Annotated in this window: 23 protein-coding genes; 10 read left to right on the forward strand and 13 right to left on the reverse strand. The window is 31.8% G+C overall.

The window, feature by feature from the left end; all coding sequences use genetic code 11:
• Nucleotides 1–10: 10 nt before the first annotated feature.
• Nucleotides 11–541, reverse strand: a complete 531-nt coding sequence (locus tag AC9UFV_RS05095) for a hypothetical protein (protein WP_509573462.1) — start codon at nucleotides 539–541, stop codon at nucleotides 11–13.
• 183 nt (nucleotides 542–724) lie between these two features.
• Between AC9UFV_RS05095 and AC9UFV_RS05100 the strand changes: the two genes are divergently transcribed.
• A complete protein-coding gene (locus tag AC9UFV_RS05100; RefSeq protein ID WP_509573465.1) occupies nucleotides 725–1,849 on the forward strand; it encodes a cysteine desulfurase family protein in 1,125 nt (374 codons plus the stop codon).
• Here AC9UFV_RS05100 and dnaB read toward each other — a convergent pair whose 3' ends face one another.
• Together dnaB and AC9UFV_RS05110 are read right to left on the reverse strand one after the other, a co-directional pair.
• A complete protein-coding gene (dnaB, locus tag AC9UFV_RS05105; protein WP_509573468.1) occupies nucleotides 1,850–3,403 on the reverse strand; it encodes a replicative DNA helicase in 1,554 nt (517 codons plus the stop codon).
• Between the two features lie 140 nt (nucleotides 3,404–3,543).
• Nucleotides 3,544–4,497: an acetyl-CoA carboxylase carboxyltransferase subunit alpha gene (locus AC9UFV_RS05110; RefSeq protein WP_509573471.1), complete on the reverse strand. Its 954-nt coding sequence runs from the start codon at nucleotides 4,495–4,497 to the stop codon at nucleotides 3,544–3,546.
• A gap of 266 nt (nucleotides 4,498–4,763) precedes the next feature.
• Between AC9UFV_RS05110 and AC9UFV_RS05115 the strand changes: the two genes are divergently transcribed.
• The gene (locus AC9UFV_RS05115) at nucleotides 4,764–5,453 is read left to right on the forward strand and encodes a phosphatase PAP2 family protein (protein ID WP_509573474.1); all 690 of its coding nucleotides are present in this window, start codon (nucleotides 4,764–4,766) and stop codon (nucleotides 5,451–5,453) included.
• Between the two features lies 1 nt (nucleotide 5,454).
• Here the strand turns inward: AC9UFV_RS05115 and AC9UFV_RS05120 are convergent, their stop codons facing one another.
• From AC9UFV_RS05120 to AC9UFV_RS05145, 6 genes are all read right to left on the reverse strand, one after another.
• A complete protein-coding gene (locus tag AC9UFV_RS05120) occupies nucleotides 5,455–7,095 on the reverse strand; it encodes an ArnT family glycosyltransferase (RefSeq protein ID WP_509573477.1) in 1,641 nt (546 codons plus the stop codon).
• Nucleotides 7,077–7,817: a glycosyltransferase family 2 protein gene (locus AC9UFV_RS05125; protein ID WP_509573480.1), complete on the reverse strand. Its 741-nt coding sequence runs from the start codon at nucleotides 7,815–7,817 to the stop codon at nucleotides 7,077–7,079. The genes AC9UFV_RS05120 and AC9UFV_RS05125 overlap by 19 nt, the downstream gene beginning before the upstream one ends.
• A 121-nt stretch (nucleotides 7,818–7,938) precedes the next feature.
• Nucleotides 7,939–8,823 carry a DMT family transporter gene (locus tag AC9UFV_RS05130; RefSeq protein ID WP_509573483.1) on the reverse strand — a complete coding sequence of 295 codons (885 nt, stop codon included), beginning with the start codon at nucleotides 8,821–8,823 and terminating at the stop codon, nucleotides 7,939–7,941.
• Nucleotides 8,810–9,892, reverse strand: a complete 1,083-nt coding sequence (locus AC9UFV_RS05135; protein ID WP_509573486.1) for an LptF/LptG family permease — start codon at nucleotides 9,890–9,892, stop codon at nucleotides 8,810–8,812. Before AC9UFV_RS05135 ends, AC9UFV_RS05130 begins: the two co-directional genes overlap by 14 nt.
• 7 nt (nucleotides 9,893–9,899) lie before the next feature.
• On the reverse strand, nucleotides 9,900–11,030 hold the full coding sequence (gene tgt, locus AC9UFV_RS05140) for a tRNA guanosine(34) transglycosylase Tgt (protein ID WP_509573489.1): 1,131 nt from the start codon (nucleotides 11,028–11,030) through the stop codon (nucleotides 9,900–9,902).
• 143 nt (nucleotides 11,031–11,173) lie between these two features.
• Nucleotides 11,174–11,296 carry a hypothetical protein gene (locus AC9UFV_RS05145; protein WP_509573492.1) on the reverse strand — a complete coding sequence of 41 codons (123 nt, stop codon included), beginning with the start codon at nucleotides 11,294–11,296 and terminating at the stop codon, nucleotides 11,174–11,176.
• Nucleotides 11,297–11,409: 113 nt separating this feature from the next.
• On the opposite strand from AC9UFV_RS05145, the gene AC9UFV_RS05150 reads away from it, so the two are divergent.
• The gene (locus AC9UFV_RS05150; RefSeq protein WP_509573493.1) at nucleotides 11,410–12,258 is read left to right on the forward strand and encodes a transketolase; all 849 of its coding nucleotides are present in this window, start codon (nucleotides 11,410–11,412) and stop codon (nucleotides 12,256–12,258) included.
• A gap of 53 nt (nucleotides 12,259–12,311) precedes the next feature.
• Nucleotides 12,312–13,265, forward strand: a complete 954-nt coding sequence (locus AC9UFV_RS05155) for a transketolase family protein (protein WP_509573496.1) — start codon at nucleotides 12,312–12,314, stop codon at nucleotides 13,263–13,265.
• A gap of 53 nt (nucleotides 13,266–13,318) precedes the next feature.
• Here the strand turns inward: AC9UFV_RS05155 and AC9UFV_RS05160 are convergent, their stop codons facing one another.
• Nucleotides 13,319–13,840 carry a DUF7935 family protein gene (locus AC9UFV_RS05160; protein WP_509573499.1) on the reverse strand — a complete coding sequence of 174 codons (522 nt, stop codon included), beginning with the start codon at nucleotides 13,838–13,840 and terminating at the stop codon, nucleotides 13,319–13,321.
• A 95-nt stretch (nucleotides 13,841–13,935) separates the two neighbouring features.
• Here AC9UFV_RS05160 and AC9UFV_RS05165 point away from each other — a divergent pair, with 95 nt between their 5' ends.
• From AC9UFV_RS05165 to AC9UFV_RS05175, 3 genes are all read left to right on the forward strand, one after another.
• Nucleotides 13,936–14,706, forward strand: coding sequence for a sulfite exporter TauE/SafE family protein (locus AC9UFV_RS05165; RefSeq protein ID WP_509573501.1), 771 nt, complete (start codon nucleotides 13,936–13,938; stop codon nucleotides 14,704–14,706).
• Nucleotides 14,707–14,804: 98 nt separating this feature from the next.
• Entirely contained in the window at nucleotides 14,805–17,129 is a 2,325-nt protein-coding gene (locus AC9UFV_RS05170; RefSeq protein WP_509573504.1) for an ATP-dependent helicase, read from the forward strand.
• 42 nt (nucleotides 17,130–17,171) lie between these two features.
• Nucleotides 17,172–17,792, forward strand: a complete 621-nt coding sequence (locus AC9UFV_RS05175) for an L-threonylcarbamoyladenylate synthase (RefSeq protein WP_509573507.1) — start codon at nucleotides 17,172–17,174, stop codon at nucleotides 17,790–17,792.
• An 80-nt stretch (nucleotides 17,793–17,872) separates the two neighbouring features.
• Here AC9UFV_RS05175 and AC9UFV_RS05180 read toward each other — a convergent pair whose 3' ends face one another.
• From AC9UFV_RS05180 to AC9UFV_RS05190, 3 genes are read right to left on the reverse strand one after another with little or no spacing between them, the layout of a single operon-like run.
• On the reverse strand, nucleotides 17,873–18,703 hold the full coding sequence (locus tag AC9UFV_RS05180; protein ID WP_509573510.1) for an OmpA/MotB family protein: 831 nt from the start codon (nucleotides 18,701–18,703) through the stop codon (nucleotides 17,873–17,875).
• Nucleotides 18,704–18,760: 57 nt separating this feature from the next.
• Nucleotides 18,761–19,741: a glycosyltransferase family 2 protein gene (locus AC9UFV_RS05185; RefSeq protein WP_509573513.1), complete on the reverse strand. Its 981-nt coding sequence runs from the start codon at nucleotides 19,739–19,741 to the stop codon at nucleotides 18,761–18,763.
• Between the two features lie 10 nt (nucleotides 19,742–19,751).
• Nucleotides 19,752–20,198 carry a type I restriction enzyme HsdR N-terminal domain-containing protein gene (locus tag AC9UFV_RS05190; RefSeq protein WP_509573515.1) on the reverse strand — a complete coding sequence of 149 codons (447 nt, stop codon included), beginning with the start codon at nucleotides 20,196–20,198 and terminating at the stop codon, nucleotides 19,752–19,754.
• An 88-nt stretch (nucleotides 20,199–20,286) separates the two neighbouring features.
• Here AC9UFV_RS05190 and holA point away from each other — a divergent pair, with 88 nt between their 5' ends.
• The 3 genes from holA to ettA all read left to right on the forward strand — a co-directional run bounded on the left by holA (nucleotide 20,287) and on the right by ettA (nucleotide 23,323).
• Nucleotides 20,287–21,291 carry a DNA polymerase III subunit delta gene (gene holA / locus AC9UFV_RS05195; protein ID WP_509573517.1) on the forward strand — a complete coding sequence of 335 codons (1,005 nt, stop codon included), beginning with the start codon at nucleotides 20,287–20,289 and terminating at the stop codon, nucleotides 21,289–21,291.
• Between the two features lie 86 nt (nucleotides 21,292–21,377).
• Complete coding sequence (locus AC9UFV_RS05200; RefSeq protein WP_509573519.1) at nucleotides 21,378–21,560, forward strand: CAL67264 family membrane protein; 183 nt, start codon at nucleotides 21,378–21,380, stop codon at nucleotides 21,558–21,560.
• A 68-nt stretch (nucleotides 21,561–21,628) separates the two neighbouring features.
• Nucleotides 21,629–23,323, forward strand: coding sequence for an energy-dependent translational throttle protein EttA (gene ettA, locus AC9UFV_RS05205; protein ID WP_509573521.1), 1,695 nt, complete (start codon nucleotides 21,629–21,631; stop codon nucleotides 23,321–23,323).
• Nucleotides 23,324–23,415: the final 92 nt, after the last annotated feature.

Raw genomic sequence — 23,415 nt, forward strand, 5'->3', positions numbered from 1 at the left:
ATTTATTGTTTTAAAGAGCAGTTACAAAGTTACCATAAACATAATTTTCATAAGTAAAAGTATTTATACCATTTGAAAATGTGATATTTTTAAATACCACGTAATGGTTGTAACCTGTTAAAGCATTTGTGGTCGGATTTATTATTTGAGTCGTTGTTACTTGAATTAGACCGCTAGTTCCCGCGATGCCATCTGAAGCAAACCATTCGTCAACAACTGCTGGAGTTGCAGGAGGCAATGTTCCACAAAAATAAGAGCTACTTATAATTGAGTTGAACAATCTATAAATAACCTGATTAGTACTATTAATTACTATAGTTCTTGGAGTATTTGCAGGAGTTACAGTATTTGCAAATGTTGAAATTGGCGTTTTTAAAATTAGAGCTTCATTATTTTTTACTTTAAAAAACAATCCGTTATTGGTAGTGCAACTATTAATAGGTGCTGCTGAATCAAAATTAAAAGTGTCTAATGCTATTTCCCCGTCATCACAACCATTGAAAATAAAAGCACATACGAGTAAAGTAATTAATTTTTTCATGATACAATATTTGTCACAAAAATATAATTTTATTTGCAGGTATACTGCAGTTTCCATAATCAATTTTTTATAACTCAATTTATTTATTGTAAAAGCTATTCCACATTGAATTGATTTCCTATTTTTGTACCCAAAATTGATAAAGTTTTTTTTCTGTAATTTATCAATAAAGTTTATAATCCCATGAATAAAGTATATTTAGATAATGCAGCTACCACACAAATTCGCGAAGAAGTAATTCGTGAAATGGTAGAAGTAATGTCAAACGATTTTGGAAATCCTTCTTCTACACATAGTTTTGGTAGAAATGCAAAAAACATAATAGAGCTTTCTAGAAAAGCTATTGCTAAAGAGTTGAATTGCAACGCTCAGGAAATTATTTTTACTTCTGGCGGAACAGAGTCCAACAATATTATTCTTCGTTCGTGTGTAAAAGATTTAGAAGTTAAAAGAATTATTACTTCTAAAATTGAACACCATGCCGTTTTGCATACTATTGAAGCATTGCAAAAAGAATTTGGAATACAAGTTGATTACGTTGCGATTAAAAAAGATGGAAGTATTGACATTAATAATTTAGTAGAATTGCTTTCGCAAAATGGGAAAACCTTAGTGAGTTTGATGCATGTAAACAATGAGGTTGGAGCCGTTTTAGATATTGATTTAGTAGCAAGAATTTGCCAACAAAATAACGCTTTGTTTCATTCAGACACGGTTCAATCTGTTGCAAAAACAGAATTGGATTTACAAAATACCCCAGTTGATTTTATAGTTGCAGCTGCGCATAAATTTCATGGACCAAAAGGAATTGGATTCGCATTTATTAGAAAAAATTCAGGGTTGCAACCTTTAATTTACGGAGGTGAACAAGAAAAAGGGTTGCGTCCAGGAACTGAAGCGGTTCACCAAATTGCTGGAATGGCAAAAGCAGTTGAATTGGCTTTAGCCAACTTAAATGAGGAAAGAAAAGGAATTCTAGAATTAAAGAATTATCTTATTGAGCGTTTAGAAAATGAATTCCCAGATTTCAAAATCAACGGTTCCAAAGATGGATTTTATAATGTATTGAATATAATTTTACCCTTTTCTGAAGACAAATCGGCAATGATTTTATTTGGTTTGGATATTAAAGGTATTGCAGTTTCTCGCGGAAGTGCTTGCCAATCAGGAAGCGCAAAACCATCGCATGTATTAGCTGAATTTTTATCTGATGAAGATTTGAAAAAACCAAGTCTTAGAGTTTCCTTTAGCCATTATAACACTAAAAACGACATCGATTTATTAATTGATGGTTTAAAAGGAGTTTAATTAAAACGGCACTTCGCTATCGTCTTCCTCTTCGTAATCGTTTAAATTACTTCCAAAGGCTTCATTTGGCGTTGGTAAATTCTTTGTTTGAAATGGATTGTCGTCATGGTTCATTTTTGAAGGTAAATCATCAAATGTACCGCTGTAGGTTTCCAAATTATCAAATTTTCCTAAGCTTCCAATAAATTTCAATTTCACGTTTTCCAAACTACCATTTCGGTGTTTAGCGATAATAAATTCGGCTTGACCATGAGTTGGTGAATTTCCTTCATCATCCCATTCGTCTAATTTGTAGTATTCTGGACGATAAATAAACGATACAATATCGGCATCTTGCTCAATTGCACCTGATTCTCTAAGGTCGGAAAGTAGAGGTCGTTTGTGTCCTGGACGTGTTTCTACCGCACGTGACAATTGCGAAAGTGCAATTACTGGTACTCCTAACTCTTTTGCCAAGGCTTTTAAGTTTCTTGAAATAGTTGATATTTCTTGCTCTCTATTTCCGGATCCTTTACCGTTATTTCCTCCTGCAGTCATTAATTGAAGGTAATCCACAATAATTAATTTGATTCCATGTTGTGAAGCCAAACGTCTAGATTTTGCTCTTAAATCGAAAATGGATAGGGAAGGGGTATCGTCAATGAACAAAGGCGCTTTCTCTAAATTCTTCACCTTGATGCTCAATTGTTCCCATTCGTGTTTTTCTAATTTTCCTGTTCTCAATTTTTCAGACGAAAGTCCTGTTTCTGAAGAAATCAATCTAGTAATTAATTGTACAGATGACATTTCAAGTGAAAATAGCGCAACAGGATGCCCATAATCTATAGCTACATTTCTGGCCATAGAAAGTACGAATGCGGTTTTTCCCATACCTGGTCTTGCAGCAATGATAATTAAATCACTTGGTTGCCATCCAGATGTCACTTTATCTAGACTATCAAATCCAGTTGCAATTCCGCTTAAACCTTCTTTTCCTGCAATTTCTTCAATTCTCTTTTTCGCTTGAATTACCAAACTTTGAGCCGTTTCAGAACTTCGTTTGATATTTCCCTGCGTGATATCGTATAATTTTGATTCTGCTTTGTCTAATAAATCAAATACATCGGTAGATTCATCATAGGAATCTTCGATTATCTCTGAGGATATTTTGATTAAGCTACGTTGAATGAATTTTTGTAAAATAATTCTAGAGTGAAATTCAATGTGTGCCGATGAAGATATTTTTTGCGTAAGTTGGATCAGATAATAATCTCCACCAGCAATTTCTAATTTGCCACTTTTTCTAAGTTGCGCAGAAACCGTCAATAAATCGACAGGTTGAGAATCGGTGAACAACTGAAATATAGCTTCAAAAATATATTTGTGCGCATCTTTATAGAACGCCTCTGGTTGTAATATATCAATTACTTCGTCAACCCCTTTTTTATCAATCATCATCGCTCCCAATACCGCTTCTTCTAATTCTAGAGCTTGTGGTGGGAGTTTGCCTTTTTCTAAATTGATAATAGTAGTTTTTTCTACTTTTACAGGGTTGATGTTGAGAGATTTTTCCATTGAGCGAATTTACCAAAAAAATAAAAAAAATCCATAAGGAGTTATTACTATTATTTGTTGATAACTAACTATTTTTTGTTTATAAGTAAAAAAAAATCCGAAACTATAAGGCTTCGGATTTTCTAGTGGTTTTATCCAGTTTATTCTTTAAATTCGCCCATCTTGCTGTATTTGTCCATTCTTTTGGCTACTAATTCAGTTGTTGATAAGTCTTTTAGTTCATTGTATCCTTTCAAGATGTATTTTTCAACTGTTTTAAACGTAGTTTCACGGTCATAATGAGCTCCTCCAAGAGGTTCAGGGATAATATCGTCAACTAGATTTTGTTTTTTCATGTCGGCAGAAGTCAGTTTTAATGCATCAGCCGCTTGTTCTTTATATTCCCAGCTTTTCCAAAGAATTGAAGAACATGACTCTGGAGAAATTACAGAGTACCAAGTATTTTCTAACATATATACTTTATCTCCAACACCAATTCCTAATGCTCCACCTGAAGCACCTTCACCAACAATAACGGAAATAATAGGCACTTTTAAACGCATCATTTCAAGAATATTTCTAGCAATTGCTTCTCCTTGTCCGCGTTCTTCAGCTTCTAAACCTGGATAAGCACCTGGAGTATCAATTAGAGTCACTACAGGAACTCCAAATTTTTCGGCCATTTTCATTAAACGCAATGCTTTTCTATAACCTTCAGGATTTGCCATACCAAAGTTACGGTATTGACGCGTTTTGGTATTATAACCTTTTTGCTGACCAACAATCATAAAAGACTGGCCACCAATTTTTCCTAATCCGCCGATCATGGCTTTATCGTCTTTGAAATTTCTATCGCCAAACATTTCAAGGAAAGTGTCTCCGCACAAAGCGTTAACATGGTCCATAGTATAAGGTCGGTTTGGGTGACGAGACAATTGAACGCGTTGCCAAGCAGTTAGGTTTTTATATATATCGCGTTTAGTATCTTCTAATTTTTTTGCAATTTGTTTACAAGTTCCAGAAACATCAACATCTGATTCTTGACCGATGATCTCACATTTGTCAAGTTGTTCTTCTAGTTCTTTTATTGGAAGCTCAAAATCTAAATATTCCATAGGGTATGTGCATTTATTATTTTGTATGATTAGCAAAGATAAAATTTAAAATCTTGATTGAAAGTATTTTTTTTAAAATTATTATTATCTATTTACATTAAATTGATTAAAAAATAATTTTTCAACACAAATATTTTTTTTATTTAATAGTATGATAATATTAAATTTACTTTAGCAAATTCTATTCAATTATTTTTGTAGTATTAATATAATATTTGTTTCCAGCTATATAATTGTTAACAAATTCCCCTTGATTTACATTAGTAATGCAAAAATTAATTATTGATTTAAAATATTATTTTATAGTTTGTTTACTTTTTATAAGTATTGCACTTTTTGGAGTATTTACTTATGGAAAACTAAACTTTCATTTAATTATTAATCAATATAATTCTATTTACCAGGATATTTTCTTCAAATATTTTACAAATGTTGGAGATGGATTATTTGCAGTTTTAATTTTATTTATTTTATTCTTTTTAGTTAAATTTAGATTCTTTTTCATCGGTTTATCTTCTTTCTTATTGTCTGGATTGGTATGTCAATTAATGAAAAAAGTAATTTTTGTTAATCAACTAAGACCCTCTAAATTTTTTAGTCCAGAACAACTTCATTATGTTGAAGGAGTTGTTTTAAGAACTAACAACTCTTTCCCATCGGGTCATTCTACAACTGCATTTGCAATTTTTTTGTTTTTAGCCTATATCTATAAAAAGAAATATTATCAGATCATTTTTGCTTTTATTGCCTGTCTAGTTGCGTATTCTAGAGTTTATTTATCTCAACACTTTATTGGCGATGTTGTTGCGGGAAGTTTGATTGGAATTGGTTCTTTTTTAATTTCTTATTTTATCTTTATTCCAATTAGGATTAAATGGTTTGACAAAACTTTTAAATCTTTATTTAAAAATAAATCAAAAAATGAAAAGGTTTCCATAGAGCTTAATTTAAATTAAATTACTTTCTTTCAAAAAAAACGAATCCGCCTTTTTCATATAAATAATGTATATTTTTAAGCTGTAGTACTTTTTCCTTATCATACATTTTACATACAATATAAACCGGTTTATCAATTGCTCCATTCAATAACCATTCTTCATCCAACGCTTTTATATTTTGAGGTTTTTGTTTGTTTGTATAGTAAAATTTCGCATAACTTCTAAAACCATAAGTAGTTACATATTCGTTTGAATTATTATGTTTTTGAAAAAATTCAATCATACTACCTTGAGTATGTTGCTCTATTTTTGGAACTATAAATAGCATTAACAAGTTTAATATTAATGCATTTATTAAAAATAAATTTACAATATAGTTGATATTATTCTTTAATTTAATTAAAACAAAAACAAGGACTACAAGATATATAATTCCTAATAAAAATTCAAAACCTCCCCATTGTACTTGTAATAAAATATTTTGAACAGCAAATTTATCTTTGATAAACGGAATTATATAGTATTTAAATTTTACTATCAGTGGAATAGCTGTAAAAACAATTCCCAATAAAACCCCAACAACAGTTATTAATACAAACGATATTTTATGCAAATTTTTCTTCTCAATTATGTTTTGGTGGATTATGTAGGCTGACATAAATGATAATGGGAAATAGCATAAAGAAGAATAGTGAACTATTTTTGTTGTAGTTATTGAAAATAAGATCAATACGACCCAAAATAAAATAAAATTTAGGGTGTAAAAATCTTTCACCAGATTAGATTTAGAATCTAAAAAATTCTTCTTTAATATATATGGGATAACAATTAGTGAAATCGGAAAGCAACCAAAAAAGAGCACTATGAAATGATAGTAAAAAGGTTCGCCATGACCAGCTTCTGATGTAGTAAAAAGTCTAATTTGATAAGCAATAAATTCTTTAAATAGGTCTATTCCACCCCCATTAATAATTTCAGAAATAAACCAAAATGAGGTAATAATACTTACAATTAGCCCAGCAATTATCAAATCTAAAAATTTAATTTTTATAGTTTTCCATTTATAAATAACATAAAATGAAACCACTAATAATATTATCAAAACGGCGACAGGTCCTTTGGTTAATACTGCTAAACCTGCTAATATTGAGGTTGTAAAAAGATATTTTCTTTTATAATCAACTTGATATAAATAAAAAAAATAAATTGATAAGAAAATGAAAAAGTTGAACAATGGATCAATTATTCCAGTTTTAAAATAGAAATGGGGTAAGAAACTTCCGATGTATGAAAGTCCCCAGATAAAACCAAACTTATCTGATATAAATTTTTTTCCGATTAGGAAAAGGGAAAGAATTGATGCAATACCTACTAATACATTTGGAAATCTACTTGCAAATTCATTGACACCAAAAATTTTCATTGACAAGGCTTGCAACCAAAAAAATAAAGGAGGCTTTTCCCAGAAAGGCTGATAGTTAATTTGAACATTTAAATAGTTATTGTTAACGATCATTTCTCTTGCAATTTCTGCAAAATTTACCTCGTCCCAATCAAACAAATGTACCGAGCCAATGGCAAAGGGAAAGAAAACACAACTTAATAATAAGAGTATTAAAGTATAGTTATTCTTTAATTTATTTATGTTAATAGGTCCCATTTAACAATTTTATTTTTATTCAAGAAATACTTTATAGAAACTAAAATTACATGTAAACCATATATACTACTTCTTTTGAAATTGATTGAGGAAGCTTCTGGAAAATACTTTGTTGGGCACGTAACTTCTGCAATTTCGTAATCTTTATTACAAATTTGAGCAATTATTTGATTGTCAAATGCAAAATCATCAGAACATTTTTCATAATTTACATCGTTCAATACTTTCATATCGAACGATCTAAAACCAGTATGATATTCGGAGAGTTTTTGGTTCATCAAAATATTTTGAAAAAGAGTCAACATTCTATTAAAAAAATACTTGTATAAAGGCATTCCACCTCTTAAAGCGCCCTTGCCTAATATTCTTGAGCCAAATACAACAGGATACAATTCATTACCAATTATACTAACCATAGCGTCTATTAATAATGGAGTGTATTGATAATCAGGATGAAGCATTACTACAATATCTGCTTTTAATTCTTTACATTTGTTGTAACATGTTTTTTGATTTCCACCGTAACCTTTATTTATTTCATGACGAATAACATGATTTATTCCTAATTTTTTTGCCAAAGCATAGGTTTCGTCGATACTATTATCGTCAACTAAAATAACTTCATCAACAAGATTCATCGGAATTTCTAAAAACGTTTTTTCTAATGTCTTTTCTGCATTATATGCTGGAAGAACTACAACTACTTTTTTATTTTTGTACATAAATTAATTCTATTTAATCAATTTTAATTTTGATATAAAATTAACATATAAAACAATTCCATAATTGTCAAAGTAAAAAGTTAACATAGACTTCATATTGGAATTTAAAATAGATATTTAACTATTTTGAGGTTTTGAAGAAATACTTGATGACGCCGTTTAAAATTACCGTAGATAGTATTATTAACGCACCAATGTAGAAGTTGACGCTCATTTTTTCAGTTTCCTCAAATACAATTACAGCCAAAATAATCCCATAAATAGGCTCCAAATTAATGGTTAGCATTACTGTGTAGGGACTTAAAAATTTCATCACTTTTACAGATGCAATAAAGGCGTAAGCTGTACAAAAAGTACTTAGAATGATGAGGTAAACCCAATCTGAATTGGAAATTGTAAAGAATTTTGAGTTGAAACTGCCAGAATAAAATAGAAAGATAGAAAAGAATAAAACACCGCCTAAAAGTTCGTAAAAGGAGATTATGGAAGGGTCATATTCTTTGGCGTATTTTCCGTTAATCATAGAAAAAAGCGCTGATAAAAACGCTGAGCTTAATGCTAATATGATTCCGTTAATAAATTGCCCATCGATGTTAAATATGATATATAGCCCAAGAAAAACGATGATTCCAAACAAAACTTCGTACCATATTATCTTTCTACCATAGAAAACAGGTTCTAATAATGAAGCAAAAAAAGCTCCTGTTGATAAACATGCCAATGTAACTGAAATATTGGAAACTTTGATTGCTTTAAAAAAAGTAAACCAGTGCAAAGCAATTATTAAACCAGCCAATAAAAACCCAATAAGTGTTTTTTTGGGAACCTGTAAAGAAGTTTTATTGAAACCAATGTATATTAAAATGAAACCAACAGCCAATAGCATTCTGAACCAAACTAATGGCAAAGCGTCAAGGGAGATTAACTTTCCTAGAACTGCGGTAAATCCCCAAACAAATACAATAAAATGGAGATGTAAGTAGCTTTTTAGATTATCGTTTGGCATTTTTAAGTAGGTAAATTGCTAGTATTCCAAATAATACGTTAGGCAACCAAACCGCAATAAACGGGTTTATGGTCGATTTTTCAGCAAGTGCACCAAATATCTTATCGAAAAACACAAACGCAAATGCAATTGCAATTCCAATTGCTAAATTGATTCCCATTCCGCCTCTTCGCTTCATCGAGGAAACTGCAAGCGCAATAATAGTCAATATAAATGCTGAAACTGGTAAGCTGTATTTTTTATAAAGCACTACTAAATAGACGCTAATATTCGAGTTTCCTTTCTTTATTTCTTTGTCGATGAAATGATTTAATTCTAATATAGACAACGTTTCGGCTACATAAACCATTGGTGTTAAATCTTCTAAATCAAAACTAAATACAGTGTCTTTTCTTTCAGCAATTTCAATTTTGTCAGATAATTCACCAACCGTTCTCTTTGTGTAATCATAAAGAGTGTAGTTTTTTTGTTTTTCATTCCACATTATTCTGCTGGCATTAATTTTATATTTTAGTTGGTCTTTATCAAATTTCTCCATTGAAAAATTAAAGGCCATTTTTGAGGCTTGATTAAAACTACCAACATAGATGTATTCGTCTTTGCTAACTTGGCGGAATACATCAGAATTTTCTCGCATTTTTTCAACACCACCAGGATTTAAATAGGTATATCTAAAATTATTGAATCCCTCACTTGCTTTTGGCAATAAAAAAATTCCCATTAAAAAAGCTAAAACAGATACAATTGTCGCACCAATTAAGTAAGGACGCATGAATCTTGTAAATGATATTCCAGAACTCAATATTGCAATTATCTCAGTATTGTTAGCCAATTTTGAGGTAAACCAAATTATTGATAGAAATAAAAATATAGGAAAAAGTAGATTGGCAAAATAAATGGTAAAGTTACAATAGTAAATAACAATGACTGAAAATGGAATTTTATATTCTATCATTCTATTAATTTTTTCGGACACATCGATGATAATTCCAATAGGAATAAACATCATAAGCATCACAAAAAAGTTACTTAGATAGCGTTTTAATATGTATTTATCTATTATTTTCATTAAGTAATTATAATCTTTGGCTCATGTTTTTAACCATCATTTCCTTCCAAATTTTGAAATCTCCAGCTAAGATATGCTTTCTAGCTTCACGAACCAACCAGATGTAAAAACCAAGGTTGTGAATAGTAGCAATTTGCTTTCCTAAATATTCGTTGGCAGCAAATAAATGACGTAAGTAAGCTTTGGAATATTCTCTATCCACAAAGGTGATTCCCATTTCATCTACCGGTGAAAAATCATCCTCCCACTTTTTGTTTTTAATATTAATAGTACCATTGGCTGTAAATAACATCCCGTTTCTGGCATTTCTTGTTGGCATAACGCAGTCAAACATGTCAATTCCAAGCGCTATATTTTCCAAAATATTTATCGGAGTTCCAACACCCATTAAGTATCTTGGTTTGTCTTGTGGTAAAATTGCCGTAACAATTTCAGTCATTGCATACATTTCCTCAGCAGGTTCCCCTACAGAAAGTCCACCAATTGCATTTCCTTCCGCACCAGCATTAGCGATATATTCCGCCGATTGCATTCTCAAATCTTTATAAGTACTTCCTTGAACAATAGGAAAAAACGTTTGGTTGTAACCATATTTCACAGGCACTTTTTCCAGGTGATTGATGCAGCGATCCAACCAACGATGCGTCATGTGCATCGAGCGTTGTGCATATCTGTAATCACATGGGTAAGGAGTACACTCGTCAAAAGCCATAATGATATCAGCTCCGATGGTACGTTGAATTTCCATTACATTTTCTGGAGTAAAAAAGTGATACGAACCGTCAATATGAGATTTAAATTTCACTCCTTCTTCCTTAATTTTTCTATTTGCCGAAAGGGAATACACTTGATAACCACCAGAATCGGTCAAAATATTACGATCCCAATTCATGAATTTGTGTAAACCACCCGCTTTTTCAAGAATTTCTGTTTGCGGACGTAAATATAAATGATAGGTATTTCCAAGAATAATATCCGGGTTGATTTCCTCTTTCAATTCGCGTTGGTGTACCCCTTTTACCGAAGCAACTGTCCCAACAGGCATAAAAATAGGCGTTTCTATCACCCCGTGATCAGTAGTAATTGTCCCCGCACGAGCTTGAGATTGCGGATCAGTCTTTAATAAATCAAACTTCATAATGGCTTTTTTCAGTCAGCAAATATAAGAGAATTGTAATTTAAGAGTGGGGAAATACCAAATAAATTAACATGAATTTCAAGTTTTCAAGGTTTTTGGGCGTGCCCTCGTTTAGAACCTCATTGCAAAGTACAATGCAACCATTAAACTCGGTCGTGCTGTACACTGCAATCTCTTGCTCCACTTTGTTCCGCAAAAGGATTTCCATTTCCATCACTCACGCAAAATATTGCATTAATCAAAATCCCATTGTAATTCAACTTCAATAATTATAGAATTGTTAATAAAATGTACCATTTTGTTAGGATTTAATTTTTATAGATTCTCACCAACAAAGTAATCTGATTATCTTTGCATCAGTTTAACTATAATTCACACAATGAAGCCCAACACACAACAATTAAACGATTTTACAATCCAAGTTAGAAGAGATATTCTTCGAATGGTACACGCAGTAAATTCAGGTCATCCAGGAGGTTCTTTAGGTTGCGCCGAATTTATTGTAGCCTTGTATCAAAGTATCATGAACAGAAAAGATACTTTCAATATGGACGGAATAGACGAAGATTTATTCTTCCTTTCCAACGGACATATTTCTCCCGTTTTTTACAGCGTTTTAGCTAGAACTGGTTATTTTCCAGTTGCCGAATTAGCAACCTTCAGAAAAATTAATTCAAGATTACAAGGACATCCAACTACTCATGATAATTTACCAGGTGTGCGAATGGCTTCAGGTTCTTTAGGTCAAGGATTATCTGTTGGTATTGGTGCCGCATTGGCTAAAAAATTAAACGGTGATAAAAATCTAGTTTATACACTTCACGGAGACGGTGAATTGCAAGAAGGTCAAAATTGGGAAGCAATTATGTATGCTTCAGCTTACAAAGTAGACAATATTATTGCAACAATCGATTTTAACGGTAAACAAATAGATGGTTCTACCGATGAGGTATTGGCAATGGGAAGTATTCGCGCCAAATTTGAATCTTTTGATTGGGAAGTTCTTGAGATTAAAGAAGGGAACAACATTGAAGCTATAATCGCCGGAATGAATGAAGCCAAATCAAGAACTGGAAACGGAAAACCAATTTGCGTTCTACTCCATACAGAAATGGGGAACGGTGTTGATTATATGATGTATAGTCACGCTTGGCACGGAAAAGCGCCAAATGACGAACAATTAGAAACTGCATTAGCTCAAAACCCTGAAACTTTAGGAGATTATTAAAATTAGATTGAGATTTTTGATTGAATCTTTTAATCTTTCAATTTTTAAAAAAAATGAAAAAATATACCAACACAGGAAGTAAAGATACCCGCTCTGGTTTTGGAGCAGGAATGACAGAATTAGGACAAACCAATGATAAAGTGGTCGCACTTTGTGCCGACTTAATAGGTTCTTTAAAATTTGACGATTTTAAGAAAAACCATCCGGAACGTTTTTTTCAAATCGGGATTGCTGAGGCAAATATGATCGGAATTGCAGCTGGTTTAACCATCGGTGGTAAAATTCCATTTACAGGAACTTTCGCTAATTTCTCAACTGGTAGAGTTTACGATCAAATTCGTCAATCGGTAGCTTATTCTGATAAAAATGTAAAAATTTGTGCTTCCCACGCAGGATTAACTCTTGGGGAAGACGGTGCAACTCACCAAATTTTAGAAGACATCGGATTAATGAAAATGTTACCGGGAATGACTGTAATTAATACATGTGATTACAATCAAACCAAAGCGGCAACTATTGCAATTGCAGACCACCACGGTCCTGTTTATTTGCGTTTTGGACGACCTGTAGTTCCAAATTTTATGCCTGCTGACGAACCATTTGTAATTGGTAAAGCTATCGTTCTAAATGAAGGAACCGATGTAACAATTGTTGCTACTGGTCACTTAGTTTGGGAAGCATTATTAGCCGCTGAAGCTCTTGAAGAAAAAGGAATTTCTGCAGAGGTTATAAATATTCATACTATTAAACCATTAGATGATGCTGCAATATTAAAATCATTGGCTAAAACAAAATGTATTGTAACTGCTGAAGAACACAATATTTTGGGTGGATTAGGTGAAAGCGTTGCAAGAGTTTTATCATCAAATCATCCTGCACCTCAAGAATTTGTTGCAGTTCACGATTCATTTGGCGAAAGCGGAACACCTTCACAATTAATGGAAAAATACAAATTAAACAATCAAGCGATTGTAGAGGCGGTTGAAAAAGTAATCGCTAGAAAATAATTTTGAATTTTATAAAATAAAAAAAAACCTTTCAATTGAAAGGTTTTTTTTATTTAGAATAAGTATTTGACTTCATTTTTAATGTAGGATAACGCAACAGCTGAAGGGGATTGTTTGTCCATTAAATCACTCATGATTACCTCACGAAGTTTATTTGCTGAATCTACACGATCACTCATATTTGTTCTGCGTATCATTTGAATCGTGGCGTTTTTAGCGGTAACAATCACGGTCCAGCACTCATCTGACATATAAATTTGTTGTGTTAAATTGTGCTCAAACTCTTGCTCGATACTTGAAATCAATAAATTCTCGTAATCGTTTTTATCTTCAGAATTTGGAGAAACTCTTATTAATAATTTCCCTGGGTTAATTCTCTCTAAAAATAAAGTCATTCTTTCAAAAGCTTGCAATCGCAATGGTAAAGAATCTTTTTGTGTGTCTTTGTTTAATAAATATCGACGTCTGCCTTCTTCGTTTTTAGTATGTAAGTTGAAAAAATAGTAGGCAACAACACCTGTAATTATTGCGGGTAATGTGTAACTTAGTAATTCAATTAATTTTGTTGTTTCCATTTTTTTATTGTTTTTTTTATTTTATTATTTAAAAAAACAAATTAACGAATAATCGAATAAACTTATAGCTTACATTTGATAAATTTTTTTAAATAATGGATATCCTAGTAATTGTATTATTATGTGTAGCTGCATTTTTAGCAGGATTTATTGATGCCATAGTTGGAGGTGGAGGATTAATTCAAACACCAATGGGAATAATTTTATTGCCTAATCTTCCAGTTTCAACAATAATTGGGTCTTTAAAAATACCTTCATTTAGCGGAACTTTTTTTGCAGCAATTCAGTATTTGAAGAAGATTGAAATGAATTGGAAATTGTTATTTGTTATGATGATTTTAGCAGTTCCTTCTGCGTATTTAGGTTCTTCATTGTTGGTGTATATGAGTAATAATTTTATGAAACCTTTACTTCTAGTAATTCTTTCTTTATTATTGATTTACACCTATGTTAAGAAAAATTTTGGTATGCACGCTGACAAATCACATTCTCCTATTAAACAATTATCATATGCCGTTTTAATTTCAATTATTATTGGATTTTATGACGGATTTATTGGGCCAGGAACGGGAAGTTTCTTGGTATTGGCATTTGTGGTAATTCTAGGTTTTGATTTTTTACAAGCTTCCGCAAATGCTAAAATGGTTAATTTGGCAACCAACTTTGGTTCTATTTGTTTGTTTATTATCAAAGGTAAAATCATATGGATGATTGCAATACCAATGGCAGTATGTAATGCATTAGGTGGATATATAGGAGCTAAACTGGCAATTAGCAAAGGAAACAAATTCATTAGAATTTTCTTTTTGGTGGTAGTTTTAGGTACTTTATTCCGATTCGCATACGATGTTTTTCAAGGGAAATAAGCATTCTGAAAATAACTTAAAATTGTTAAGATATAGTTTGTTTTCATAACTAAATCCTCATTCTAAATTCTTATTTTTGTATTCCTATAAAATTAAAAATGCAACAATACATTAGCCAACTTAACTCAGCGCAACAAGAGCCAGTTCTTCAAAAGGACGGTCCTATGATAATTATTGCCGGTGCTGGTTCAGGAAAAACAAGAGTTCTAACCATTAGAATTGCTTATCTAATGAGCTTGGGAGTTGACGCTTTTAGTATTTTGGCATTAACATTCACGAACAAAGCTGCTCGTGAAATGAAAAAAAGAATCTCTGATATAGTTGGAACCAATGAAGCAAAAAATCTTTGGATGGGAACGTTCCACTCTGTTTTTGCAAGAATTCTTCGATCAGAATCCGACAAACTAGGTTATCCTTCCAATTTTACCATTTATGACACCCAAGATTCAGTAAGGTTAATATCAGCAGTAATTAAAGAAATGCAGTTGGATAAAGATATTTACAAACCAAAACAAGTATTAAGTAGAATTTCTTCATACAAAAACAGTTTAATTACGGTTAAGGCCTATTTCAATAATCCAGAATTAATGGAAGCAGATGCGATGTCTAAAAAACCGCGATTAGGCGAGATTTATCAAAATTATGTAGATCGCTGTTTTAAAGCGGGTGCCATGGATTTTGACGATTTGCTATTAAAAACGAATGAATTGTTAACTCGTTTTCCCGAAGTTTTAGCAAAATACCAAGACCGTTTCAGATTTATTTTAGTTGATGAGTACCAAGATACCAATCATTCTCAATACTTAATTGTTCGCGCTTTATCAGACAAATTTCAGAATATATGTGTGGTAGGTGATGATGCCCAAAGTATTTATGCTTTTCGTGGTGCCAATATAAATAATATCTTAAATTTTCAAAAAGATTATGATGGCGTAAAAACCTATCGATTAGAGCAAAATTATCGTTCAACCAAAAATATTGTTGAAGCCGCCAATTCCATTATTGAAAAAAACAAAACAAAACTGGATAAAATTGTTTGGACTGCAAATGATTTTGGACCAAAAATAAGAGTGCACCGAAGTTTGACAGACGGGGAAGAAGGTCGATTTGTAGCGAGCACCATTTGGGAACAGAAAATGCAAAACCAAATGACAAATGGCCAATTTGCTATTTTATATCGAACCAACGCACAATCTCGCGCCATGGAAGATGCTTTGCGAAAAAGAGATATTCCGTATCGTATTTATGGTGGTTTGTCTTTCTATCAAAGGAAAGAAATAAAAGATGTTTTGTGTTATTTGCGTTTGATAATTAACCCAAAAGACGAAGAAGCCTTAATTCGTGTGATTAATTATCCAGCGAGAGGAATTGGTGATACAACAGTTGAAAAACTAACTATAGCAGCCAATCATTATAAAAGATCAATATTTGAAGTAATGCAAAATATTGATAAAATTGATTTAAAATTGAATTCTGGTGCGAAGCAAAAGCTAACTGATTTTGTAACGATGATTCAGAGTTTCCAAGTGATAAATGAAAATCAAGATGCCTTTTATATTGCCGATCATGTTGCGAAGAAAACTGGATTGGTTCAAGAACTGAAAAAAGATGTAACTCCTGAAGGAATTGCCAGAATTGAAAATATTGAAGAGTTGCTAAACGGTATTAAAGATTTTACCGAAGGTCAAAAAGAAATTGATGGTGCTCGCGGTACATTAGCTGAATTTATGGAAGATGTGGCTTTGGCAACCGATTTAGACAATGATACTGGCGACGATGATCGTGTGGCTTTAATGACGATTCACTTGGCAAAAGGTTTGGAATTTCCAACAGTTTTTGTAGTAGGAATGGAGGAAGATTTGTTTCCAAGCGCGATGAGTATGAGTACCAGAAGTGAATTGGAAGAAGAACGTCGTTTGTTTTACGTGGCCTTAACTCGTGCAGAACACCAAGCTTATTTAACTTATGCGCAATCACGTTATCGTTGGGGTAAATTAACCGATAGCGAACCTTCCCGATTTATCGAAGAAATTGATGGTCAATATTTGGAATATTTAACTCCAGAAGAAAATAATTACAGGTACAAACCAATGATTGATAGCGATATTTTTGGAGATGTCGATAAATCAAAATTGCGTTTGGCTAAGCCAATAGGAGGAACACCCCCGAAACAATATGGTGATGAACAACCGGCAACTGTTAGAAAGTTAAAACCAGTAAATTCAAATGCTTCTTCGGGTGCAGCCAATTTATTTGACAACAAATTAACTATTGGAAATATCGTAATGCACGAACGCTTTGGAAAAGGCGAAGTCATTAATTTAGAAGGTGTAGGTGCTGATAAAAAAGCCGAAATCAAATTTGAAGTCGGTGGAATAAAGAAATTATTACTACGTTTTGCAAAATTGGATGTAATAGGGTAAACACTTATTCAATTGGCATAAATCTTAAATCTTGAATCATTTATGGCTCAATTCATAAAAATATACGAAAACAATCCCAACGAAATCGCTATTAAAAAAGTGGTTGAGGTTTTGAAAAATGGTGGTTTGGTAATTTATCCTACTGATACCGTTTATGGTTTGGGTTGTGATATTACGAATTCCAAAGCATTGGAACGAATTGCTAAAATAAAAGGAGTGAAGTTAGAGAAAGCCAATTTTTCATTTATTTGCTCCGATTTAAGTCACATATCCGATTATATAAAGCAAATTGATACTTCCACATTTAAAATTTTAAAAAGAGCCTTGCCAGGTCCTTATACTTTTATTCTTCCAGGTAATAATAATTTGCCAAAAGAATTTAAGAAAAAAACTACAGTTGGAATTCGCGTTCCTGACAATGCCATAGCCTTGGAAATTGTACGACAATTAGGAAATCCAATCGTTTCAACATCTATTCATGATGATGATGAAGTTTTAGAATATTCTACCGATCCGGAATTGATTTTTGAGAAATGGCAAAACCTTGTCGATTTAGTGATTGATGGGGGTTATGGTGATAATATCGGTTCAACCATAATTGATTTATCTGGATTTGAACCATTAGTTATTCGAGAAGGAAAAGGAAGTTTGGATATATTATAAATAAAATTAGTGAATATTTTGTATAAAAAAACGTCTTGAATTATCAAGACGTTTTTTATTAAGCAAAGCTGAAAGCTATATTACTGTTTTTTCATTTCTTTTTCGATCATTTCGTAAAATTCATCAATTTTAGGAAGTATTACGATACGAGTTCTTCTATTAATTGCTCTGTTAGTAACTGAATTATTTTCAACTAATGGTATAAATTCACCACGACCCGCAGCTATTAATTGCTTAGGATTAACTTTTAAATCTTTTGTTAAAACTCTAACAATTGCTGTTGAACGTTTTGCGCTCAAATCCCAGTTGTCAATTAATACATTGTTGCCAATGAAAGGAACATTATCAGTGTGACCCTCAACCATACACTCAAATGTTGGTTTGTCATTAATAATTTTAGCCACTTTTGCAAGTACTTCTTTGGCACGATCACTAACTAAGTAACTTCCGCTTTTGAAAAGTAATTTATCTGCAATTGATATAAAAACAACTCCTTTTTCAACATTTACTTCAATATCTGGATCCGTAACACCTACAGAACTCTTAATGCTTGTAACTAATGCTAAAGTAACACTGTCTTTCTTGGTTAAAGCATCTTGCATTCTAGAAATTTTGATGTCTTTTTCCTTGATTGTTTCTAAAGCTTTTTCAATATTTTGAGCCCCTTTTGTAGATAAGGTAGTCATGTTATCCATGTTTTGAATCAAATTCTCATTATTTTTCTTAAGAAATTCAATTTGACTTGCAAGCGCATCTTTTTCAGTTAGACACATGTTCAATTTAACAGTGCATGAATTTAGTAAATCTTGGATTTCTTTGTTCTTGGCTTCTAAGGCAACAAATTTCTTTTTTGAAACACAAGAAGTTGTCAATAAAGTAACTAATGCTAATGCTAATACGATTCTTTTCATGAGGGTTTATTTTTTTACAAAATTAAATAAAAAACAATTATTATGACTTTAAATTTTTCAAAAATTATGCCGTTTTTTTATATAATAATTATATACAATGCTATTTATATAATAATAGGAATTTAATTGAAAATCATTTCGTTTCTTTAAATTTCTATTTATCAAATGATAGTAATGAAAGTGGGCTTTTAGTATGGCGAATAAATGCGCGAATTTACCTTGAAATAAAAAGCGAATTCCTGCAATTCCATCCAATACCATTCTGATAAAGATAATTCTAAACAGCTTTTCTTTTGGTAAATTCTTAGTCAACATAAACAATGAATTCCTAAAATTCAAGAATGTTTTTTTAGGATTTTCTTCATTTAATGTAGCTCCACCAACATGGTAAATAGTAGATAAACCGTTGTATTTAGTTGTGTAATTTTTATTTTTCGCACGCCAACACAAATCTATTTCTTCTTGGTGTGCAAAAAAATCGGCATCAAAACCATTCAATTCTTTGTAAACAGAACTTCTAATAAAAAAACAAGCGCCTGATGCCCAAAATATTTCGCAGCTATCATTGTATTGTCCAAGGTCTTTTTCTATCGATTCAAATATTCGACCTCGGCAAAAAGGATAACCATATTGATCAATAAAACCTCCTCCAGCACCAGCATATTCAAAATAATCTTTGCGTTTAAAGTCTAATATTTTAGGTTGTATAATTGCTGTTTCTGGTTCGTTATTGAAAGTTTCTATTATTGGTTGCAACCAATTTTGTGTTACTTCAACATCTGAGTTAACCAATGCAAAAATATCCGCATCAACATATTTTAACGCTTCGTTATAACCATGGGCAAATCCAAAGTTGTATTCGTTTTTAATTATTTGAACAGAAGGAAAATGAGTAGTTATAAATGAAATCGAATCGTCTGTAGAGGCATTGTCCGCAACATAAACAGTGGCTTCAGGAGAATTTTGAACAACAGAAGGTAGAAACTGTTCTAACAATTTCTTTCCATTCCAATTCAAAATTACAACTGCGATTTTCATTTAATTCTAATTAATATTGATATTCTGGTAATTCCGTTAGAAAATGATATTTCTCATTCTCATAATCCATTTTGCAAAAGTAATGATTAAGTCCGTTGGTTACCATTAAATAATCTGCATTCAAAGTCATATTGTATCTTGCAATTTGATCGAAAGTGCTTTGAGTAATTTTAACTTCCGGTGCTTTACATTCTACAAGCACATTAATATTCCCATCCGGTTTATAAACTACAACGTCGTATCTTTTAGTTAAATTATTGATTTTTAGTAGTTTTTCTACGTTTATATATGACTTTGGGTATTTTTTATCTTGTAATAAAAATTGAACTACATGTTGGCGAACCCATTCCTCAGGTGTAATTATTATAAATTTTTTCCTGATTTCATCGAAAATAGCTACTTTATTTTCACTATTTTTGAAACGGAATGAATAAGTTGGAAATTGCAATTGCTTCATATCGCAAAAGTATAAAATAAGTTTAAAAGTTTAAGGTTAAAAGTTCAATCGATTATCATAACTTTTACCTTAAATAACAGCACAAATAATGGATGAAGTTTTAAAAATTGTAAACGACATTAAAGCGGGAAAGATAAAACCTATCTATTTTTTAATGGGTGAGGAGCCATATTATATCGATAGGCTTTCAGATTATATTGAAAAAAATGTCCTTACCGAAGAGGAAAAGGGTTTTAATCAAACGGTGCTTTACGGTCGCGATGTTACTGTTGAAGATATAGTTTCAGCAGCAAAGCGGTATCCGATGATGGCTGAACGACAAGTTATTATTGTTAAAGAAGCTCAGGATTTGGCTAAAACAATTGATAAATTTGAAAGTTATGCTTCTGATCCAATGCCTACAACTGTTTTAGTACTTTGTTATAAATACAAAACGCTTGATAAACGAAAAAAAGTAACTAAACTTTTTGAAAAATCAGGATTGGTATTTGAAAGCAAAAAATTATATGATAACCAAGTTGGGCAATGGATTACTAGAGTTTTACAAACAAAAAAATATTCAATTGAACCAAAAGCAGTCGCTATGTTGGTCGAATTTTTGGGCACTAATTTGGAAAAAATTAATAACGAATTAGAAAAACTTCAAATAATTTTACCTGTAGGAAGCACCATTTCAGCTAATCACATTGAAGAAAATATAGGATTCAGCAAAGATTTTAATATTTTCGAATTACGAAAAGCAATAGGTGAAAAAAACCAGTTAAAATCCTATAAAATAGCACAGTATTTTTCTGAAAACCCGAAAGACCATCCTTTAGTTATGACAACGGGTATGCTCTTTAGTTTCTTTGTTCAATTACTACAATACCACGGATTAAAAGATAAAAATCCTAAAAATGTGGCTGCAGTTTTAAAGGTAAATCCATTTTTCTTAAAAGACTATGATGTTGCATTAAGAAATTATCCAATGAAAAAAGTAAGTAAAATTGTTACTCTACTTCGAGAAATTGATGTAAAAAGCAAAGGTGTAGGCGCTAATTCTTTGCCGCAACACGAATTATTGAAAGAAATGTTAGTTGGAATATTTAATTAATTCCAACAATTATTTACTATCACAATTACATTTGAAATAAAAACTATTTTGTCGATATTTGCCATTCAAATTTTTAAATTTCAGTTATGGGAATGAATAAAAATACCGTTTTAGGTTGGGCAACTATTCTAATGGTTGTTATGGGGTTATTGCTGATAGGATTGGGAGTTTTTAAATACAGTGAAATTTCAGGATGGGGATTTGTTGCAGTTGGTGTTGGTTTTCTCGCAAACGCTTGGGTTTTCAACGCTTTAAAAGGAAGAATTTAAAATTTCAAAAGCAATTAAATGAATATTACAATTCAATAAAAAAATAACATAATACTAATAAATATAAAATGTCAGACGATAGAAAAGTAATATTTTCAATGCAAAAATTGAGTAAAACCTACTCAAGCAGTGATAAACAGGTTTTAAAAAACATTTATTTAAGTTTCTTTTATGGAGCTAAAATAGGTATTCTAGGACTTAACGGATCAGGAAAATCATCATTATTAAGAATTATTGCTGGTGTTGATAAAAATTATCAAGGAGATGTAGTTTTTCAACCGGGCTATACCGTTGGATATCTAGAGCAAGAGCCCATTTTGGACGACACTAAAACAGTTATTGAAATTGTTAAAGAAGGAGTTGCAGAAACGATGGCGGTTTTAGATGAATTCAACAAAATCAACGATAGTTTTGGTTTGCCGGAAGTTTACGAAGATGCCGATAAAATGCAGCAATTGATGGATCGTCAAGCGGATTTACAAGACAAAATTGATGCTCTTGGTGCTTGGGAAATCGATACCAAATTAGAAATTGCAATGGATGCGCTTCGAACTCCTGAAGGTGATACTCCAATTAAAAATTTATCTGGTGGTGAAAGACGTCGTGTAGCGTTATGTAGATTGCTATTAAAACAGCCTGATGTTTTATTATTGGATGAACCAACAAACCACCTGGATGCGGAAAGCGTACTTTGGTTAGAACAACATTTAGCACAATATTCTGGAACTGTAATTGCAGTAACTCACGACCGTTATTTCTTAGATAACGTGGCAGGTTGGATTTTAGAATTGGATAGAGGAGAAGGTATTCCATGGAAAGGAAATTATTCTTCTTGGTTGGATCAAAAATCGATTAGAATGGCACAAGAAGAAAAAGTGGCTTCTAAGCGTAGAAAAACACTTGAACGCGAGTTGGACTGGGTTCGTCAAGGATCAAAAGGACGTCAAACCAAACAAAAAGCGCGTCTTCAGAATTACGACAAACTATTAAATGAAGATCAAAAACAATTGGATGAGAATTTAGAAATTTATATTCCAAATGGGCCTCGATTGGGCACAAATGTTATCGAAGCAACTAGTGTTGCTAAATCTTTTGGAGATAAATTATTATACGACAATCTAAATTTTACACTTCCTCAAGCTGGAATTGTTGGAATTATTGGGCCAAATGGTGCTGGTAAATCGACTATTTTCAAAATGATAATGGGTGAAGAAAAATCGGATGGTGGTGAATTCAAAATTGGTGAAACAGTAAAAATCGCCTATGTAGATCAATCGCATTCGAATATTGATCCTAATAAATCAATTTGGGAGAATTTTGCTGATGGTCAAGAATTAATTATGATGGGCGGACGACAAGTCAATTCTAGAGCTTATTTAAGTCGATTTAATTTTGGCGGAAGCGATCAAAACAAAAAAGTTTCAATGTTATCTGGAGGAGAAAGAAACCGCTTGCATTTAGCAATGACATTAAAGGAAGAAGGTAACGTATTGTTATTGGATGAGCCAACTAACGATTTGGATATCAATACACTAAGAGCATTGGAAGAAGGTTTAGAAAACTTTGCTGGATGTGCTGTAGTAATTTCTCACGACAGATGGTTCTTGGATAGAATTTGCACTCACATTTTAGCATTTGAAGGAAATTCAGAAGTTTATTATTTTGAAGGTGGTTTCTCTGAATATGAAGAAAATAAGAAAAAACGTTTAGGTGGTGATTTAACACCGAAACGATTAAAATATAGAAAATTGATTAGAAATTAAGATAGAAAGAGACCATTTAGGTCTCTTTTTTTAAATATATCATTTTCATTTAACATTTTTGAAATAGTTTTTATATATTCGTAAATAAAAAA

This window comes from Flavobacterium sp., from assembly GCF_044349645.1.
Classification (GTDB): domain Bacteria; phylum Bacteroidota; class Bacteroidia; order Flavobacteriales; family Flavobacteriaceae; genus Flavobacterium.